Genomic DNA, 19,671 nt, shown 5'->3' with positions numbered 1-19,671 from the left:
AGGCATCCTGGGATGCCTGAGCGTTGGATCGAGTGCGGATCGACAGCGTTAAGCAGCAGGCGAGTGGAGTTCATGATCAATCCCGTGAGTCACAGCGAGTGGAGCCCGAAAGGTCTGGGGCTCGTACCCATCGTCATCGAGCAAACCGCGCGCGGCGAACGCTCCTTCGACATCTACTCGCGTCTTCTGAAGGAGCGGGTGATCTTTCTGGTCGGGCCGGTCGAAGACTATATGGCCAACCTGGTGGTCGCTCAGATGCTCTTTCTGGAGTCCGAAAACCCGGACAAGGATATCCATCTTTACATCAACTCTCCTGGCGGATCGGTGACGGCCGGGCTGGCAATCTACGATACCATGCGCTTCATCCGTCCGGACGTGAGCACCATGTGTGTTGGCCAGGCCGCCAGTATGGGCGCTTTGCTCCTGGCGGGCGGAGCCGCGGGTAAGCGCTACTGCCTGCCGCACTCGCGGATGATGATCCACCAACCGCTCGGCGGCTTCCAGGGGCAAGCGACCGATATCGACATCCACGCCCGCGAGATCCTCCTGATTCGTGATCGCCTCAATCGCATCCTGTCGCACCATACCGGTCAACCGATTGAGAAGATTGCCGACGACACCGACCGCGACCGCTTCATGGGGGGCGAAGAGGCCCAGGTCTATGGTCTGATCGATACCGTCCTGACCGAGCGCGGTCCGGCTGGAAGCAAGCTCTAAGGGCATCCGCCGCACCATGAGGCACACATTGCGCACGTGGTGCGGCACTCGACGCCGGTTCCGGCCAGACCGTCGGTCTGGTTTTGTGACTTTCTTGCTATACAGATTCAAACCGTTATGATTGACTTAAACGCTCGAGGGACGGCTTGGTCCCCGGCGTAAACCGACCTCCGGAGTGTCAACCCCGATGAGTGGAAGCAACCACGGTAAGAACGACGAGGGCAAACTCCTCTACTGTTCGTTCTGCGGCAAGAGTCAGCATGAAGTGCGCAAGCTCATCGCCGGCCCTTCCGTGTTCATTTGTGACGAGTGCGTCGAACTGTGCAACGACATTATCCGTGAGGAGATGCAGGAAGGCGCGGGCGAAGCGACCAGCAACCTGCCCAAACCACACGAGATCAAAGAGAGCCTCGACCAGTTCGTCATCGGCCAAGAGTATGCCAAGAAGGTCCTTTCGGTCGCCGTCTACAACCATTACAAACGGTTGGAGGTCTCGGAGGCCAAGGAAGAGATCGAGATCGCCAAGAGTAATATCTTGCTCATCGGGCCCACGGGCTCGGGCAAGACGCTGCTGGCGGAAACCCTGGCACGGGTTTTGAACGTGCCCTTCACCATCGCCGACGCAACCACGCTGACCGAGGCCGGGTATGTCGGCGAGGATGTCGAGAACATCATCCAAAAGCTGCTCCAGAAGTGCGACTACGACGTTGAGAAGGCGCAGACAGGCATCGTCTATATCGACGAGATCGACAAGATCTCACGCAAGTCGGATAACCCGTCGATCACGCGTGACGTGTCGGGCGAGGGGGTTCAGCAAGCGCTGCTCAAGCTAATCGAGGGGACCGTCGCCTCGGTGCCGCCCCAGGGCGGACGTAAGCATCCGCAGCAGGAGTTCCTGCAGGTCGACACCTCCAACATCCTCTTTATCGTTGGGGGCGCTTTCGCTGGTCTCGACAAAGTCATCCAGAACCGACTCAATAAATCAGGCATGGGCTTCACGTCCGACGTCCACAGTAAGGATGACAAGCGTCAGATTGGGGAATTGTTGGCGGCGGGTGAGCCCGAGGATCTGATCCGTTACGGTCTGATCCCGGAATTCGTCGGACGCCTGCCGGTGACGGCCACGCTCGACGAACTCGATGAGGCGGCCCTGATGCGCATCCTCACCGAGCCGAAGAACGCGCTGGTCAGACAGTATGCCCGCCTGTTCGAGATGGAGGGTGTCGAACTCGAACTGCGTGACGACGCCATGCGCTGCATTGCCCATAAGGCGATGGATCGCAAGACCGGGGCACGCGGCCTGAGGACCATCATGGAGCAAGTCCTGCTCGACACCATGTACGATTTGCCGTCCATGAGCAACGTGGGCAAGGTCGTCCTGGACGGCTCGGTGATCAGGGGCGAGAACAAACCCTTCCTGATCTACGAAGGCCTCGAAAAGCAGGTTGCCTCCGGAGATTGATTCCGTGAGCCGCGGTTTTCGCGCGGCTTATCGTGTCCTCGTCTGTTGAAGTCGCCTGTTTCTGGCCTGATTCTTTTCCCCAGCGCATCAGCAATCATTCACCGATCTCTGCGCCAGCCTCGCACCCCCGGCACGATGGAGCCGCTCGGGGCTGCGGGCCAGAGTGGTCGTCGTCACCCCACAAGTTTCCGCAAAGAGAGCGTCAATGGCACAGCACGAGTCCTCACGATCCCCATCCACGGCCCCTCAGGAGGTACCGGTCCTGCCGCTGCGTGATGTCGTGGTCTACCCGCACATGGTCATCCCGTTATTCGTGGGCCGGGACAAATCCATCCGCGCACTCGACGGGGCCATGGCGAACGACAAACAGATCCTGCTCGTAGCCCAAAAAAGCGCGGATGTCGACGATCCGGCCGTGAAGGACTTGCATGAGATTGGTACCCTGGCCAACATTCTGCAGTTATTGAAGCTCCCGGACGGGACAGTCAAAGTGCTGGTGGAGGGGAATCAGCGGGCACGCATCGAACGCTTTCTCACGACCGAAGAGTCGTTCTCCGCACTGATCGAGCCCCTGACCGAGACCCTGGAAGCAGACGATCGTGAGCAGGAGGTGCTGATCCGCTCCGCCGTCTCGCTCTTTGACCAGTACGTCAAACTCAATAAGAAGGTTCCGCCGGAGGTCCTGACCTCCCTGTCGAGCATTGATGAGGCCGGTCGACTCGCCGACACCATGGCCGCGCACATGTCGCTGAAACTCGATGAAAAACAGCGTGTTTTAGAGATGATCGACATCCAGGTGCGCATCGAGCACCTGATGGGGCTGATGGAATCCGAGAACGACATCCTCCAGATGGAAAAGCGGATCCGCGGACGGGTCAAGCGCCAGATGGAGAAGAACCAGCGCGAGTACTACCTCAACGAGCAAATGAAGGCGATCCAGAAGGAACTGGGCGAACTCGACGAGGCCCCCAACGAGATCGAAGAGCTCGCCAAACGCATCGAAAACGCGGGGATGCCGAAGGACGTCAAGACCAAGGCGCTAGCCGAACTCAATAAGCTGAAACTCATGTCGCCCATGTCGGCCGAGGCGACCGTGGTGCGCAACTATGTCGACACCCTGGTCAGCGTCCCCTGGAAGGAGCGCACGCGCATCCGCAACGACATCCGGGTCGCCGAACAGGTGCTGGATAAAGATCATTACGGTCTGGAACGGGTCAAGGAACGGATCCTGGAGTATCTGGCCGTACAGCAGCGGGTCCGCAAGCTCAAGGGTCCGATCCTCTGCCTCGTTGGCCCGCCGGGCGTGGGAAAGACCTCGCTGGGGCAATCCATCGCGCGCGCGACCAATCGCAAATTCGCCCGCATGTCCCTTGGCGGCGTGCGCGACGAGGCCGAGATTCGCGGCCATCGGCGCACCTACATCGGTGCATTGCCGGGCAAGATCATCCAGAATCTGTGTAAAGTGGGTTCTCGCAACGCCTTCTTCCTGCTGGACGAAATTGACAAGATGGCGATGGACTTCCGGGGCGACCCGGCCTCCGCTCTCCTGGAGGTTCTGGACCCGGAGCAGAATCATACGTTCAACGACCACTATCTCGAAGTGGACTACGACCTCTCGGAGGTGATGTTCGTCGCGACGGCCAACACACTGAATATTCCGCCGGCGCTGCTGGACCGCATGGAGGTGATTCGGCTGTCGGGTTACACCGAGGATGAAAAAGTCGCCATCGCGGAGCGTTATCTGATCCCCAAACAGATCAAGAATAACGGGCTCAAGGAAGGGGAGTTGACGATCCGCGAAGCGGCCCTGCGGGATATCATCCGCCATTACACACGCGAGGCCGGCGTCCGCAACCTGGAACGGGAAATCTCCAAGATCTGCCGCAAAGTGGTCAAAGAGGTTCTCCTCAAGAAGCGTGGGACCGGCACGGTGGTTGCCGCCAAGTCGCTGGAAAAGTACCTGGGAGTCCAACGCTTTCGCTACGGGCGCGCCGACGAGCACGATCAGGTCGGTCAGGTCACCGGGTTGGCCTGGACCGAGGTGGGCGGCGAACTCCTGCGCATCGAGTCGGCCTTGGTCCCCGGCAAAGGCAAGTTCACCTACACCGGTCAACTGGGCGACGTGATGCAGGAGTCGATCCAGGCCGCCATGACCGTGGTACGCTCCCGCGCGGATGCGCTCGGCATCGTGCCCGATTTTCACAATACCTTCGACGTGCACATCCACGTTCCTGAGGGGGCGACGCCGAAAGACGGTCCCAGTGCCGGTGTCGCCATGTGCACTGCCCTGGTGTCGGCGCTGACCAAGGTACCCGTCCGATCGAATGTCGCCATGACCGGGGAGATCACCTTACGCGGCGAAGTCTTGCCGATCGGCGGACTGAAGGAGAAACTGCTTGCCGCTCACCGGGGGGGAATCGATACCGTGATCATCCCCAGCGAAAACGAGCGTGATCTCACTGAGATCCCAAAGAACATCCAGCAGAATCTCGATATTCGACCGGTCCGCTGGATCGATGAGGTGCTGGAAATTGCCTTGACACGCAGACCCGAGCCGATCATCACCGCCGCGGAGGGCGGAGACGGGGCGAGTCCGGAAGACGCGACCCCGGAGCAGCCGGCAGATCCGGCCCGTGAGCAGCCGGTGCGGACGCATCACTGATTTTTTCGACGTTTCTTGGGCAGAGTCGGCGAAACCGGGTTGCCCCGTTACGGAGTCCGCTTTAGGATTCGAGAACGCGCGCGGTGCCTCCGGTTTCGGTTGCCAGACTTATACTGACGGGGCCTCGACCGATCGCACGCGGGGCAGGACATGGTTTGCTCGCAGAGCAGTGGTCACGACATTGGGGGAATGAATGAATAAATCGGATCTGATTAAGGCGATGGCGGAAGCGGGTGATATCCCGCCGGCCGCGGCTGGCCGGGCACTCGATGCGTTGACCGACGCAATCGCCGTCGCTCTGAAAAATGGAGACACGGTCTCCATCATCGGCTTTGGGACCTTCTCGGTGAAGAAGCGCGCCGCGCGCGCCGGACGCAACCCCCAGACCGGCGCTGCCATTGAGATTGCTGCATCGAAAAACCCGGGCTTTAAGGCTGGCAAAGCCCTGAAGGACGCGATACAATAAGCGTTCGTCTTTAGGGTGCTTAGCTCAGCTGGGAGAGCATCGCCCTTACAAGGCGAGGGTCGCAGGTTCGATCCCTGCAGCACCCACCAAGGGAGCGGTAGTTCAGTTGGTTAGAATACCGGCCTGTCACGCCGGGGGTCGCGGGTTCGAGCCCCGTCCGCTCCGCCAACACAAGATGCGGGGTATCCGTCCTGGATACCCCGTTTTCGTTTGTGTCGATTTCACGCTATCCCGCGGTGCCCCGGTCACCGACGCTGTCGGCGGCGGTGCCGTTCCATTATCAAGACCCCGTGCGAGTATAGAGACATGCTGCAGACCATCCGGGACCGCGCCCACGGCTGGATCGCCTGGACCATCATCATCTTGATCAGTATCCCGTTTGCCCTCTGGGGTATCAGTTCCTATCTCGACGTCGGCGGTGAACCGGTGGCGGCCTCGGTGAATGGGAATGACATCCTCGAACGTGAACTCGATCGACGGGTTCAGACCGCACGCATCCAATTGCGTGAACGCCTCGGCGCCGCCTACGACCCCGCCCAGTTCGACGATCAGCGCCTGCGCCGCGAGGTGCTCGAGGAGATGATCCGCGAGACACTCCTGACCGATATCGCCAACCGCATGGGTCTGCGCGTGTCGGACCAGGATCTGCGTGCCCAGATCCTCATGGAGCCGGCGTTCCAGAAGGATGGTCGCTTCGACCATGCCTCCTACGAGCAAATCCTTCAGTACCAGGGCCAATCACCCGCCATGTTCGAGGCGCAATTGCGCCAGCGGATCATCGGCAGCCAACTGATTCGGGCGGTCACCGGCAGCGAACTGGTGACTAAAGCCGAGCGGTCCCAGTACCAACGGCTGACCAAACAGCAGCGCGAGGTGAGCTGGCTGCGACTGCCGCTCGAGCGTTTCCAGGGACAGGACCCCATCGACGAGGCGGCGATCACCGCCTTCTATGAAGCAAACACGGCGCGCTTCCAGATCCCCGAGCAGGTGAAGCTGGATTATCTGGTGCTGGACGTAGGCGGACTGGCCGCGAAAAACCAGGTCTCAGACGACGAGATACGCCGCCTCTATGACACGGACCAGACCCGTTTCGGCCAGCCGGAGCGGCGCCGTGTCCGGCACATCCTGCTCACGCTCCCGCAAGACGCCGACGAGGCGACCGCCGCGGCCGTACTGACCGAGAGCCTGTCCGTCCGCCAACGCATCCAGGGCGGCGAGACCTTCGAGGTGGTCGCCAAGGCGGCCTCCAAGGATCCCGGAAGCGCCGCCCAGGGCGGGTCTTTAGGCGAGATCGAGAAGGGCATGATGGACCCGGCCTTTGAACAATCGGCTTTTTCTTTGCCCGTCGGCGACCTCAGCGAGCCGGTGCGCAGCCGTTTTGGCTACCACCTGATTCAGGTGGAAGCCATTACCCCCGCTGCCGTCAAACCGTTTGAGGAAGTCCGCGAGCAACTGCGTGGGGAACTGGCAAAGCAGCAGGCCGAGTCCATGTTCTACGACCTGGGGGAGCGCCTGGCGAACGTCGTCTATGAGTCGGCGGACAGCCTGGATCCGGCGGCCCAAGAACTCGGCCTGGAGATCCAGCACAGCGACTGGATCGGCCGTCAGGGTGGTGAGGGCGTGCTGGGTCACCCGAAGGTGACCGGCGCCGCATTCAGCGACGAGGTCCTCAACGAGGGTCGCAACAGCGACTTGATCGAACCCGAAAAGGACGTGCTACAAGCCGTGGTGGTGCGTGTCGTGGATCACCGCGAGGCCACGACCCGGCCACTGGACGAAGTGCGCGAAGAGATCGTCGCCGACCTGCGCAAGGAGCGCGCACGCACACTCGCCGCGGAGGCAGCGAGCGCCGGCGCGGATCAACTCCGCGGCGGCGCGGACTGGTCGGCCGTAGCGGGCGAGGGAAAAGTCGAGGAGTCCGGGCTGGTCGGCCGCAATGACCCCAAGCTTCCCGCTGCCGTGCGCACGACTGCCTTCACGCTCCCGATCCCGGCCGCCGCAACAAGTGCCAGCATCGGCACCGCCACCCTCGAAAACGGCGATGCGGCCATCGTGCGGGTGAGCAAGGTCGAAGATGGCCCGGTCGAACCGACCGGAGGGGCACCAACGGCCGCCGACCCAGCGTCGATGCTCGGTCAGTTGCTGGGGCGCCAGGCCTTCGACGCTGTGCTCAAGGATATGGAGGCCCGCGCCAAGATCGAGCGCAAGGCTCTCACGGCGTCGGCCGAGGGCAGCGAAGGCTGAGAAGCGCGTAGACAGGCCTTGATCGTAAACCCGGCCAGCGGCGTGCGTAGTCAGGGCTTCCAGCCCTGACGGTGTCAGGCCAGGATGGCCTGACTACGCACCCAGCGAGCCCAAGTGGCCGGAATCTTGATCGAGGCCCGTAGACAAGTCCGTTAGTGAACGCCTTTGGCATCGCGGTCGTTGTCGTTGTCGTAATCGGAGAAGCGAATCAGTTTGGGCATGAGCAGCCCGGATCTCGATTACGACAACGACAGGGAGTGTAAGTTGCTTCGGCCTGGCGGGTACGCGATGCGTAGCCTACGGATTTTCGTCAACACATCAGTTTTGATCGCACCCGGGCGCGGACCCAAGACCGCTACGGGGCGCCCCCGCCGGACGACGATCAACGCCGTCCGGGACGATCGCGGGAACCGACGCAACGTCAGCGAATCTGGTTGATTCCCTGACCGAGCATTTCGGGAGAGACCAGGGTAATCCCTCGTTCCGTAACGAAATACCCGGCGCGGCGGTCCGCCGCGGCATCGAAGCCAATGACACTCCCCTCGGGAATCGAGCAGAAGCGGTCGATGATGGTATTGCGAATACGGCAACTGCGGCCGATCTCCACGTCCGGCAGGAACACCGAGTCTTGAACGTAGGCGTATGAGTTGACGCGGACGTTGGAGAACAGCAGCGAGTGCCGCACCGTGGACCCGGAGATGACGCAGCCGCCGGAGACCATCGAGTCCACCGCCATGCCGCGCCGATCATCATCATCGAAGACGAATTTGGCGGGCGGTAACTGCTCCTGATAGGTCCAAATGGGCCAGTCCCGGTCGTAGAGATTGAGCGGCGGAGTCACACCGATCAACTCCAGATTGGCCTCCCAGAAGGCATCCAGGGTTCCCACGTCACGCCAGTAGGCTTGCTCGCCGCTGCGCGGGTCGCGGAAACGGTGCACCATCACCCGATAGCGGGCGATGACGCCGGGGATGATGTCCTTGCCAAAATCATGGGAAGAATCCTTGGTATCCGCGTCTTTGATCAACTGCTCAAACAGGAAGCCGCGATTGAAGACATAAATCCCCATGGAGGCCAGACAGCGATCTGGTTGTCCGGGGATGGTATCCGGCACGTCCGGCTTTTCCTGAAAGCCGATCACCCGACCGTCCGCCTCGGCGGTCATGATGCCGAACTCGAGGGCGCGCTCCCGCTCCACCTCGACGCAGCCCACCGTCATGTCGGCACCGCTCTCGACATGCTGGGCGATCATGGCCCCGTAATCCATCTTATAGACGTGATCGCCGGCCAGAATCAGGACATAGTCCGGATTGTGGTTGCGGATGATATCCAGGTTCTGGAAGACGGCATCCGCGGTGCCGGCGTACCAGGAGGTCTCGGCCACCCGCTGCTGCGCCGGCCACAGCTCGACGAATTCGCCGAATTCGCCGCGCAGGAACCCCCACCCCTTCTGGATGTGCAGAATCAGGGAGTGGGCCTTGTACTGCGTGAGCACGCCGATCCGCCGGATGCCCGAGTTGATGCAGTTCGACAGCGGAAAGTCGACGATGCGGAACTTGCCGCCGAAGGGAACCGCCGGCTTGGAGCGCCAGGCGGTAAGATGCTTGAGACGCGAGCCCCGCCCGCCGGCCAGGATGAGGGCCAGCGTGTTGCGGGTCAGGCGGCTGACGAACCTTGGGTTCGATGCCGACATAGATCCTCCTGGTGGAACCGTCGTGATGATCATCGGTTGATCGTCGTTTTGATCATTGGTCGGCACTGGGGCGTCCCCGCCGACAGCCTTATGGTACCATCCGAAGTCGTCGAGGCATCCACTCGCGGAGGATAAAATCACAATGACCACCCCCAAGCCCGCCGCCCCCAAGCTTCCCGAGCCGCTCGCGCGAATCGTCGAGGCCCGTCACCACGACCCCTTTGAGGTACTGGGACGGCATGCGGCCGGTGATCGTGTCACGGTCCGCGCCTTCCTGCCGCGTGCCCAGTGCGTTCGCGTCGTCGAAGCCGACGCGGAACTGACCCGGATCGAGGGCACCGACCTGTTCACCTGGGAAGGCGAGGCGTCGCAAGTTCCCGAGCGCTACCGCCTGAGCTGGGAGGACAAGGCCGGCATCCAGGGTGTGGCCTATGACCCCTACTGCTTCCCGCCCCAACTCGGCGACCTCGACTTGCATCTCTTCGGTGAGGGCAAGCATTGGGACGCCTTCCGTTTTCTCGGCGCGCACCTGAGCGAGGTGGACGGCATCAGCGGCGTCCAGTTCGCCGTCTGGGCACCTAACGCCGAGCGCGTCAGCGTGGTGGGCGACTTCAACCACTGGGACGGGCGCGCCCACACCATGCGGGTGCGCGGCGGTTCCGGGGTCTGGGAGCTGTTCATCCCCGGCATCGGGGCGGGCGGGTACTACAAGTACGAAATCCGCGACCATGCCGGCAACGCCCACGTCAAGATCGATCCCTATGCCAACGCCTTCCAGGCGCGCCCGGAAACCGCCGGGCTGATCATGGCCCCGAGCGATTACCAATGGCGGGACGCCGCCTGGCTGAAAGAACGGGCGGCGATGGACTGGCAGCGTCGCCCCTTCTCCATCTACGAGATTCACCTTGGCTCCTGGCAGCGGGATGAAGAAGGCAACTTCATGAATTACCGCGAGCTGGCAGTCCAGCTCGCGGAATACGCGCTTGCATTGGGCTTTACCCATATTGAGCTGCTGCCGATCACCGAGCACCCGCTGGATGCCTCCTGGGGCTACCAGTGCACCGGCTACTTCGCGCCGACCAGCCGCCACGGCACCCCGGACGACTTCCGTTTCTTTGTCGATCACCTGCACAGTCACGGCATCGGCGTGCTGCTCGACTGGGTGCCCGCCCACTTCCCCAAGGATGCCTATGCCCTGGCCCGTTTCGACGGCACGGCACTCTATGAGCACGCCGACCCGCGATTGGGCGAGCATCGCGACTGGGGCACCCTGATCTTCAACTTCGGCCGTAACGAGGTGAAGAATTTCCTGCTCTCCAGCGCACTGTACTGGCTGGCCGAGTTTCACATCGACGGACTGCGCGTCGACGCGGTTGCCTCCATGCTATACCTCGACTACTCGCGCAAGGCCGGTGAGTGGGTCCCGAACAAATACGGCGGCAACGAGAACCTGGAAGCAGTCGACTTCATTCGTCAGCTCAACGCGGTCACGCACGAGCAGCATCCCGGCAGCCTGATGATCGCCGAGGAATCGACCGCCTGGCCGGCCGTCTCGCGCCCGACCTATCTCGGCGGCCTGGGCTTCAGCATGAAATGGAACATGGGCTGGATGCACGACACCCTCTCCTACATGGAGAAGGACCCGATTTACCGCCATTATCACCATGACCTGCTGACCTTTGGCCTGCTCTACGCCTTCACCGAGAACTTCGTCCTGCCCTTCTCCCATGACGAGGTGGTACACGGCAAGAAGTCCATGCTGGACAAGATGCCGGGTGATGCCTGGCAGCGCTTCGCCTCACTGCGTCTGCTCTACACCTTCATGTTCTCGTATCCCGGCAAGAAGTTGCTGTTCCAGGGGTGTGAGTTCGGCCAGGGCAAAGAGTGGAACTTCGGCGAGGCCCTGGATTGGACGCTGCTGGAGCGCCCCCAGCACAAGGGCCTCAGCGCCATCGTCTCCGACCTCAACCGACTCTACCGCGAACAGCCGGCGCTGCACGAAGTGGACTTCGACGGCGCGGGCTTCGAATGGATCGACTGTCACGACAGTTCCCAATCGGTGCTGAGCTATGTCCGCAAGGACCGTGTCGGCGGGGCCTTGGTCGTCGCCGTGTTCAACTTCACCCCGGTGCCGCGCACCAATTACCGCATCGGTGTCCCACAGGCAGGATTCTGGCGCGAGGCGGTGAACTCGGACGCCGAGGTTTACGGGGGCAGTAACGTCGGCAACCAGGGCGGTGTCCGGTCGGAAGAAGTCAGTTGGATGGGCCGGCCGCACTCCATCCCGATCGCCTTGCCGCCCTTGGGTGGCCTGATCCTGGTCCATGAACCGCTGCCGGAACCCAAGAGCGCGGTCGCGGCCACTGTTCCGTCCGCGGTGAAAGGCGCGGCCGAACCGGCTGCACCGGCCGTGGCGGCGCCCGCTGCCGACTTGACCGCGGCACCGTCCGCGGGTCAGACCGAGGAAACCCCGGCCTGACACCGAGCGGCGACCCGCCCGGGTCGCCGCTTGGAGCCTCATCCCCATGCCGATCTAGGTCGACGCCGACGCCTGCCCCAAGGCGATCATAGACACCCTGCGCGGCAGCGGCATCGACACCGGCAGCCCCGCTCCCCTGGGTCCCAGGGACCGACAGGCCTTCGCCAATGCCCTGGACAGTTGGCTGGCACAGCGTCTGCGGTAGGGTTTCGCGGCGCGACTCCGGCGGCAATGCGTCGGCAGGCCGAGGCGTCAGCCGTTTCCTACACCGACAGGCGCATTGGGCCGGCTCGGACACGCGATCCCTGATCTTGCGCAACCGGCCTGTACCAACCAAACTCAATCCACAGCGGGCCAGGTATCGTACAGCCGTCGGACGTGATAACCGGACGTAGGAGTGGGTTTCAAACCCGCCCCTACATCAAGAGTCTGTCTGGATATCAGGTACGAAGGCGATACCATGCTCGGCCTCTGCGCACCGTTTTCACCCACGCACTGAGATCCTCACCATGAATAAGAAGGCACTCTGCATCGGTATCAACGACTATCCGGGCACCAACAACGACCTTTCCGGGTGCGTGAACGATGCCAATGACTGGGCAGTGGAACTGGGCAAACGCGGCTTTTCAGTCACCAAGCTGCTGAATGGGCAGGCCACCAAGTCGGCGATGGTCACGGCCATCCGCGGCCTGATCGGGACCGCGCGCGAGGGCGACACCCTGGTGTTGACCTATTCCGGTCATGGCACCTGGGTCCCGGACAGCTCCGGCGACGAGCCGGACGGCCGCGACGAGGCCCTCTGCCCCCATGATATCGGGACCCGCGGCCCCCTCCTGGACGATGAGATCCGCACCCTGTTCGCCGCCATCGGCACGGGGGTCCGTCTCCTGTTCCTCTCCGACAGTTGCCACTCGGGCTCGGTGATCCGCGGGCGCGAGGACGATCTGGACGCCGGCGGGCCGCGCGCCCGTTTCATGCCGCTGGAAGACTGGATGCCAGAGGACGAATTGCCGCGGCGCGCCGCGCAAGCCCCGCGGGTCGTCAGCGGCCTGCGGCGCACCGGCGGCGACCTGCTGCTTGCCGGCTGCAAAGATACCGAATACTCCTACGACACCAGCTTCCAGGGACGGGCCAACGGCGCCTTCAGCTATTACGCGCTCAAGACCCTGCGCGAACGCAAGCCGGCCAACTATGATATTTGGTTCAACGCCATCCGCGAGTATCTGCCCAGTTCCCGCCTGGGCCAGACGCCGCAGATCCTGGGTTCAGCCACGGCCCGGCGCTTTGGCGTGTTCGAGTAGCCCACTGGGCTCACCCGAACCGCGGCCGGAAGCGGGAGTGTCGGCGTCCATGCCCGGCGCCGGGCTGGGCTTTGAGGAGGTCGAGGCTTTACCGTGAAAGTCGCGCGGCGACCCCGTGGGAGCGGCGTCCCGCCGCGATGGGGTCGGGCGTGTCACCCCAGCGTTCAAGATCGCCGCGGCACCGCATCGCGGCGGGACGCCGCTCCCACGGGGGCCATTCATCGTTCGGCGGCTGAGGTTCCTTCCATGGCAGTTCGCCGGACCGTCGACCGGCTAAGTGATTTCCGACAATTTGGATACCGGTCAATGTAGGTGCGACTTTAGTCGCACCTAAGTACGAATCGGTGCGGCTGAAGTCGCACCTACATGTCGCCCCTACCTGTTGGTAGAATCGTTCCCGGCAATCGCCTAAAGCCTCCACCTCCGGTTTTCTCGTGGCCGGAACCATGATCAAGGACCTTATTTCCGGCTCATTAACCTGTATCAGGCCAACGGGAGCAGCGCCATGGCAGAAAATCTGATGGTCCGCGTCCGCGGTGACTCACAGGCAGCCGCTCTGCCGACCACGCGGCTGGTGACAGTGCAGACCGCACGGCGACTGGTGCCGGGCAGCGGCCGGGCGAGCAGCGGCGAGACGCGTCTGGCCGCGGACGAGGTGGTGCGCGTCACCCTGACCAATGGGTTCGCCCTCTGGACCCGGGCCGACGACCTGATACGCGAACGGGGGCATCAGACTGCAGCCCGCGGGGACGCCATCGACCGGGGCACGACCTGGGCGCTGGACACCCGGCCGCCCGAGCAGGCGCGCGGCGCCACCCGCGGCGGCTGGGGTCTCGGGGTCTCGGTCCTGGACTGCTTCGGCGTCGACCTCAAAGATCAGAGCATTCGTCCCCTGGGCGAGCGACTGGAAGAGCACCAGCTTCAGGGTCAGTTGCCGGGACTGTATCACTGCGCCTTGGGAGACAGCTTTGCCCTGACGCCAGTCACCGCAGAGACGCCGATCGCCGTTGACCAGGGGCCGCTCCTGGTTTTCATTCACGGCACCGGCTCCAGTTGCCAGGGATCCTTCGGCGCACTCTGGGCCGGGTCCACCGCCGCGACGGCGGCGCGCGAAGACTTGAGCCGGCGCTACGGCACGCGGGCACTCGCCTGGGAACACCGCTCGCTCACCGAGAGCCCGATCGTCAATGCGCTGGGGTTGGTGCGCGCACTCCCCGCCGGAGCGCAGTTGCATCTGGTGACCCATTCGCGCGGCGGTCTGGTCGGTGAACTGCTATGCCTGGGCGAGCGCGACCGGGCGATCGATCCACTGCAGCCGGACCTGCTCGACACCCTGTTCGCCGCGGACCACACACTCGCGGCGCAGCTCGGCCTGAGTCCGCTTGCCGCGACCGCCCGCACCGAGCGCGACCGGGCCTATCAGGCGGACCGCGCGGCGCTCACGGAACTCCTGACCCTGCTCGCGGACGCGCGCCCGCGGATCAGCCGCTTCGTGCGTGTCGCCTGCCCCGCCCGCGGCACCACCCTGGCCTCCGGCCGCCTGGACCGCTGGCTGTCGGTGCTCGCTCATCTGGCCGGCTGGACCCTGACCGACGCGACCATGGACTTTCTGCTGGCGGCGGTCAAGGCGCGCACCGACCCGCGCACGCTGCCCGGCCTGGAAGCCATGATGCCCGGCTCGGCCCTGACCCGACTGCTCCAGCACCCGGACCTGATGACCCGCGCGGACCTGACCGTCATCGCCGGCGACGCGCAGGGCGACTCGCTCTGGGGTCAGCTCAAACTGTTCGTCGCCGACTGGTTCTACGGCTCCGATCACGACCTGGTCGTCAATACCGGGTCGATGGCGGGTGGTCTGCGCCGCCCCCCGGGCGGGGCGCGGTTGCTCCGCGATCAAGGTCCGGAGGTCAATCACTTCGGCTATTTCAGAAACGAACGCAGCCTGCGCTGGCTGACCGCCGCGCTCGCCCGCGCCGAGGGCACGGATGCCGGTTTCCAGCCCATCGAGCAGACCCCGCGGGAGGCGCCGCGCTGGCGCGAGACAGTGCGCCGCGCCCGCTCGGCCGGGACACCCAAGCCCTTGGCGGTGCTCGTGCCCGGCATGATGGGCAGCACCCTGGCGGTCAATGGGCACACGCTCTGGCTGGACTACCAGGCCTTGCGGCGCGGCGGCATCGCGCAGCTGCGGCGACACCCAACCGATCACGTGGAACCGATCGGACCGCTGGACGCGCGCTACGGCCCGTTGATCGCGTTCCTGGCGCGCAGCCACCGCATCGAGGTCTTCCCCTACGACTGGCGGCGCTCGATCCTGGACGCCGCGCAGACCCTGACCGAGCACCTGGACGCCTGGCTGCCCGAGGCCGAGCGGACCAAACAACCGGTCCGGCTGATCGCCCACTCACTGGGCGGACTGGTGGTGCGCGCCATGATCGGCGATGGTGGCACGGGCGCGGCACTGTGGCGGCGCATCGTCGCCCTGCCCGAGTCGCGGCTGCTCATGCTCGGCACCCCCCATCAGGGCACTTGCGAGGCCCTGCGCTGGCTCACCGGCCGGCATCCGACCCTGGCACGGCTGAGCCTGCTCGATCTCACCCAGGGGCCGGATGCGCTGGTCGACATCCTGCGCGCCTATCCGGCATTCCTGGAGTTGCTGCCCGGCACGACACGGGGATCAGACCTGCTCCGGATGGATGCCTGGAACGAACTCAAGCAGACCCTGCATACCGACTGGAACCCGCCCACCGCGGCGGCCTTGCGCCAGGCACGCGCGACCTGGAGCCTGCTGCGTGACAGCCCGGTCGACCCGCGACACCTGGTCTCGGTGGCCGGCCACCAGGCGGCAACCATCGCGGACTACCGGCTTCAACCGGCGGACGCGTCCGACCCGGCGGCCGCCGGACAGCTCGCCTTTCTCGCCACCGCCCAGGGCGACGGCACCGTCACCTGGCGCTCCGGACACCTGCCGCAGGTGCCGCTCTGGTATGTCGGGGACACGGCCCACGACGCACTCTGCACGCGTCAGGCCGCCTTCCCTGGTTACCTGGATCTGCTCATGACAGGCACCACCACCCGGCTGACCCAAACGCCGCCGGGGGCGGCCCGCGCCGGTGCCGCGGACGATTCGGACGCCGGTGAAGCACTGTTCCCGCTGCCCGCACAGCCGCCCACCGACGACATCCCGGATCAGTACGCGGTGGAATCCTTCGGCTTCGGATCAAGCCCCTCGACCGACGACACGGAAGACGGGGAGGCGGCACCCGCCATCCAGGTCTGCATCCGCCATGGCGACCTGAGCTATGCCCGCTACCCGGTGCTGGTCGGACACTACCTTGGCGATACCATCGTCAGTGCCGAACTGGCCCTGGATGAACGGCTTGCAGGACGCTTGAGCGAGAGCCTGCAACTGGGGCTCTATCCCGGCCGGGCGGGCAGTTCCGCGCTCTTCATCAACGAACGCCCGCGGGCGATGCCGGCCGGTGCCGTGGTGGTCGGACTCGGCCAGGTCGGGGAGCTGACGCCCGCGTCACTGGAAACGGGGGTCCGGGATGCCCTGCTCGACTTTGCGCTGCGCGTCGCCCGCTGGTCGAGCGACCGTTTCGGTGCGGCCGACGCGGTGCGCTCCGCGGCCTTCTCGGCCTTGCTGGTCGGTTCCGGTGCGGGCGGACTGCGGGCCGCCGATGCCGTCAAGGCGATCCTGCGCGGGGCCTTGGCCGCCGCCGATCGACTGGCAGAGACCGGGCTCGGCGATCGGGTGGCCCTGGATCACATCGAGATCATCGAGTTGTATCAGGATTTGGCGCTGGTCGCCGCCGAGGCGCTCGAGGAGGTCTTGCAGGACGACCAACTGGCCGCCCGCCTCGTCTGGCAACCGCGGGTGGTCGAGGAGGGCGTGGGCGGTCTGCGGCGGGTGCGTTGTGAGGAGGCCCCGGAATGGTGGCAGCGCCTGGAAATCACCCAAGAGCCGCGGGGCGAGGCCCTGCGCTTCATCGCGGCTACCGATCGGGCGCGCGCGGAGGTGACTCTGGCGGCCGGTCAGTTACGCCTGGCCGATATTTTCATCGCCCAGGCATCCCGCTCGCCAGCCACCAATGCGGAGGCGGCCAAAACGCTGTTTGAGATGCTCCTGCCCACGCGGCTGCGCGAACTCGCGCCCAAGCAGCGCCATCTGGTGGTGCTGGTGGACGAGGTGTCGGCCCGCTTCCCCTGGGAACTCCTGGAGGACCGCTGGAGCCACACCGGCCGTCCGCCCGCCGTCAGCGGCGGACTGGTGCGGCAGCTCAAGACACCGAGCTATCGCTCCCACATCGCGCATGCCCAGGAGGCGAAGGCCTATGTCGTGGGCAATCCGGATCTCGATGGCTGGAACGCCTTCACCGACCTGCCGGGGGCCCGTGAGGAAGCCGGCCGGGTGGCCCAGTTGCTGCGCGACCACGGCTTCCAGGTCACCGACCGGATCGACGAAAAAGCCGATGCCATCCTCAACGGGCTGCACAAGGACGCCTGGCGCATCCTGCACCTGGCCGGCCACGGTGAGCACGAATTCCCGCTGGCCGGGCGGGCAGTCGACACCTGCCCGGCCTGTGGACAGACCCCGACGGCGGTCGTCGAGCGGATCTCCGGCATGGTCATCGGCAAGGAGACCTTCCTGACTCCCGGCGATGTTGAACAACTGCGGTGGGTGCCGGAGTTGGTCTTCATCAACTGCTGCCACCTTGGTAAGACGCAAGCGACGGCCCCGACCCGCTACAACCACCTGGCGGCCAACCTGGCGGTGCAGTTCATCTCCATGGGCGTCAAAGCGGTGATTGCGGCGGGATGGGCGGTGGACGACCGCGCCGGCCTGGCCTTCGCCGAGGGCTTCTATGCCCGGATGCTCGCCGGCCAGCCGTTTGGCGAGTCGGTACGCGCCGCGCGCGAGGAGGTCTGGCAGCGCTTTGCCGACGTGAATACCTGGGGTGCCTACCAATGTTACGGCGACCCGGCCTATCGCTTGCGGATGGTGCCCGCGCCCGCGGTCGCGCCGGCGCGCCGCCCCTACCATGCACCGCTTGAAGTGATCGCGGACCTCGGCAATCTGAGCGAATACATCCGCACGCGGGTGCGCGAGCGCGACGCCGATCCCGCGACACTGACCGCCCTGCGCACGCGGATCGAGGATCTGATCGGCGCGATCCCGGAGGCCCAGCGCGACCCCTGGCTCGCGCGGGCGGACCTGGCGGCGGCCATCGGCTTCGCCTGGGGCGAGACCGGCGCCTATCAGGAAGCGGTGACCTGGCTGGAAACCGCCTTGGGCGCGGAGACCGGCGATTGTTCGCTGCGGACACTGGAACAATGCAGCGACTTCGGGGTGCGGCTCATCGGCGAGCAGTGGCGCACGCTACGCCATGAACCGGAGGGATACCACAAGGAGGACCGCCGCCAGGAACTGACCGGGCGGATCGAACAGTACATCCTGGAACTGGCCGCGGTCAGCCAACGCGCGCCCACGGCGGAGCGACTGACCTTGCTCGGCCAGGCCTGCCGACAGCTCGCGTGGCTCCAGACCGAAGCGCGCGGCCGGCTGGAAGCCCTGGCCAACATGGCGAACTACCTGGCCCGGGCAAGCGCGGAATCCACACGACCTGACCCCTGCCCCTTCGCACTCTGGGCCGCGGCCAAGCTGCTCGCCCGGTGGCTGGATGCGACCTGCGGCGGCGACTGGGAGGCCAGCCTGCCCGACCGGCTGCGGGCGATGATCGATCTGGCCGCCGAGCGCAACACCCGGGAGCCGAGCTTCCGTCATGGGGTGGCCGAAGCCGACAACGCGACGGTCCTGCTGCTCACCCAGGCAAGCCCATCGGCCGCGGCCGTGGAACGCATCATCGCGCGCTACCGGGAACTCTTCCGCCGCGGCGCGAGTCCGCGCGAGGTTGCTTCCGTACACGAGACTCTGGACTTTCTCATCGCCATCGTCGGCGAACTGCCCACCCCGCTGCCCCTGGTGCTGGCCGCCCTCACCGCGATCCGGGATGCGCTCTGATCATGGCCAACCGGGCACGCACCAGACTCGATAACCTGACGCTCGCGGGACTGGACCCACAGGATCACATCGCCACCAATTTTCGCGTCTACGAGCTCAGCCGCTGCGAGGTCGCCGCCCGCCTCGGCATCGGCAATGCCCTGCCGGACGATCAGGTTCTGCGGGCCGCGGTCCAATTGGTGCGCGAGGTCATGCAGCCGATCCGTGACGCGCACGGCCGCTTCTCGCCCATCAGCCTCTATCGCTGCCAGGCACTGGAGCGAGTCCTCAAGAAGAACCCTCCGGACTGGATCAGCCTGAGCCCCCACACCGGCGGCTGGGCCTGCGATCTGCGCATTCCCGGCCTCACGACCCTGGCGCTCGCGCAATGGGCGTCCACCCAGCTGCCGGTTTTCGATGCCGTGTGCTGTGAATGCGTCGACCCCGACCTGGGGCCGAGCTCGGGCTGGGTCCACATCGCCCTGCGCCCGGCGGCCTTGGGTCCGAATCGCGGGCAACTGCGCAGCCAGATCCGGGATCGGCGCAACGGGCGCTGGATCATCGTCGAGGGACTGCGGGACCAGATCGCCTGAATTGCGCCGCCCTGACACCGCAGCAGTTCCAAATTTGGGTGGCCCCTGCCAGC

Annotated in this window: 10 protein-coding genes, 2 tRNA genes and 1 pseudogene; 12 read left to right on the top strand and 1 reads right to left on the bottom strand. The window is 64.8% G+C overall.

Going from position 1 to position 19,671, the window contains the following annotated elements; all coding sequences use genetic code 11:
• Positions 1-72 precede the first annotated feature (72 nt).
• The 7 genes from clpP (at position 73) to QZY03_RS06035 (ending at position 7,551) form a co-directional block, all read left to right on the top strand.
• A complete protein-coding gene (gene clpP, locus QZY03_RS06065) occupies positions 73-717 on the top strand; it encodes an ATP-dependent Clp endopeptidase proteolytic subunit ClpP (RefSeq protein WP_295579087.1) in 645 nt (214 codons plus the stop codon).
• A gap of 187 nt (positions 718-904) precedes the next feature.
• Positions 905-2,179: an ATP-dependent Clp protease ATP-binding subunit ClpX gene (gene clpX, locus QZY03_RS06060; protein ID WP_295579085.1), complete on the top strand. Its 1,275-nt coding sequence runs from the start codon at positions 905-907 to the stop codon at positions 2,177-2,179.
• 205 nt (positions 2,180-2,384) lie between these two features.
• Entirely contained in the window at positions 2,385-4,841 is a 2,457-nt protein-coding gene (gene lon / locus QZY03_RS06055) for an endopeptidase La (protein ID WP_295579083.1), read from the top strand.
• Between the two features lie 193 nt (positions 4,842-5,034).
• Positions 5,035-5,307, top strand: coding sequence for an HU family DNA-binding protein (locus QZY03_RS06050; RefSeq protein ID WP_295579081.1), 273 nt, complete (start codon positions 5,035-5,037; stop codon positions 5,305-5,307).
• 13 nt (positions 5,308-5,320) lie between these two features.
• Positions 5,321-5,396, top strand: a tRNA-Val gene (locus QZY03_RS06045).
• Positions 5,397-5,398: 2 nt separating this feature from the next.
• A tRNA-Asp gene (locus QZY03_RS06040) sits at positions 5,399-5,475 on the top strand.
• A gap of 138 nt (positions 5,476-5,613) precedes the next feature.
• Positions 5,614-7,551: a SurA N-terminal domain-containing protein gene (locus QZY03_RS06035; protein ID WP_295579079.1), complete on the top strand. Its 1,938-nt coding sequence runs from the start codon at positions 5,614-5,616 to the stop codon at positions 7,549-7,551.
• Positions 7,552-7,972: 421 nt separating this feature from the next.
• On the opposite strand, the gene glgC is transcribed toward QZY03_RS06035, so the two are convergent.
• Complete coding sequence (gene glgC, locus QZY03_RS06030) at positions 7,973-9,244, bottom strand: glucose-1-phosphate adenylyltransferase (RefSeq protein WP_295579076.1); 1,272 nt, start codon at positions 9,242-9,244, stop codon at positions 7,973-7,975.
• Positions 9,245-9,386: 142 nt separating this feature from the next.
• On the opposite strand from glgC, the gene glgB reads away from it, so the two are divergent.
• The 5 genes and pseudogenes from glgB to QZY03_RS06005 all read left to right on the top strand — a co-directional run bounded on the left by glgB (position 9,387) and on the right by QZY03_RS06005 (position 19,618).
• A complete protein-coding gene (gene glgB / locus QZY03_RS06025; protein ID WP_295579074.1) occupies positions 9,387-11,723 on the top strand; it encodes a 1,4-alpha-glucan branching protein GlgB in 2,337 nt (778 codons plus the stop codon).
• Positions 11,724-11,811: 88 nt separating this feature from the next.
• A pseudogene (locus QZY03_RS06020) lies at positions 11,812-11,928 on the top strand (DUF188 domain-containing protein); the annotation flags it as partial.
• Between the two features lie 304 nt (positions 11,929-12,232).
• Positions 12,233-13,024 (top strand): caspase family protein, encoded by a 792-nt coding sequence (locus tag QZY03_RS06015; RefSeq protein ID WP_295579072.1) that lies wholly within the window; start codon positions 12,233-12,235, stop codon positions 13,022-13,024.
• A gap of 505 nt (positions 13,025-13,529) precedes the next feature.
• A complete protein-coding gene (locus QZY03_RS06010) occupies positions 13,530-19,046 on the top strand; it encodes a CHAT domain-containing protein (RefSeq protein WP_295579069.1) in 5,517 nt (1,838 codons plus the stop codon).
• A 2-nt stretch (positions 19,047-19,048) separates the two neighbouring features.
• Positions 19,049-19,618 (top strand): hypothetical protein, encoded by a 570-nt coding sequence (locus QZY03_RS06005; protein WP_295579067.1) that lies wholly within the window; start codon positions 19,049-19,051, stop codon positions 19,616-19,618.
• Positions 19,619-19,671: the final 53 nt, after the last annotated feature.

Source organism: uncultured Lamprocystis sp., from assembly GCF_903933125.1.
Lineage (GTDB): Bacteria > Pseudomonadota > Gammaproteobacteria > Chromatiales > Chromatiaceae > Thiodictyon.
This window is presented reverse-complemented; position numbering and strand designations above follow the sequence as displayed.

Bases quoted from the DNA above. Each gene is read 5' to 3' on its own strand.
- glgC (WP_295579076.1), bottom strand. From the start codon at position 9,244: ATGTCGGCATCGAACCCAAGGTTCGTCAGCCGCCTGACCCGCAACACG.
- QZY03_RS06015 (WP_295579072.1), top strand. From the start codon at position 12,233: ATGAATAAGAAGGCACTCTGCATCGGTATCAACGACTATCCGGGCACC.
- clpX (WP_295579085.1), top strand. From the start codon at position 905: ATGAGTGGAAGCAACCACGGTAAGAACGACGAGGGCAAACTCCTCTAC.
- QZY03_RS06050 (WP_295579081.1), top strand. From the start codon at position 5,035: ATGAATAAATCGGATCTGATTAAGGCGATGGCGGAAGCGGGTGATATC.
- QZY03_RS06035 (WP_295579079.1), top strand. From the start codon at position 5,614: ATGCTGCAGACCATCCGGGACCGCGCCCACGGCTGGATCGCCTGGACC.
- clpP (WP_295579087.1), top strand. From the start codon at position 73: ATGATCAATCCCGTGAGTCACAGCGAGTGGAGCCCGAAAGGTCTGGGG.
- lon (WP_295579083.1), top strand. From the start codon at position 2,385: ATGGCACAGCACGAGTCCTCACGATCCCCATCCACGGCCCCTCAGGAG.
- QZY03_RS06005 (WP_295579067.1), top strand. From the start codon at position 19,049: ATGGCCAACCGGGCACGCACCAGACTCGATAACCTGACGCTCGCGGGA.
- QZY03_RS06010 (WP_295579069.1), top strand. From the start codon at position 13,530: ATGGCAGAAAATCTGATGGTCCGCGTCCGCGGTGACTCACAGGCAGCC.
- glgB (WP_295579074.1), top strand. From the start codon at position 9,387: ATGACCACCCCCAAGCCCGCCGCCCCCAAGCTTCCCGAGCCGCTCGCG.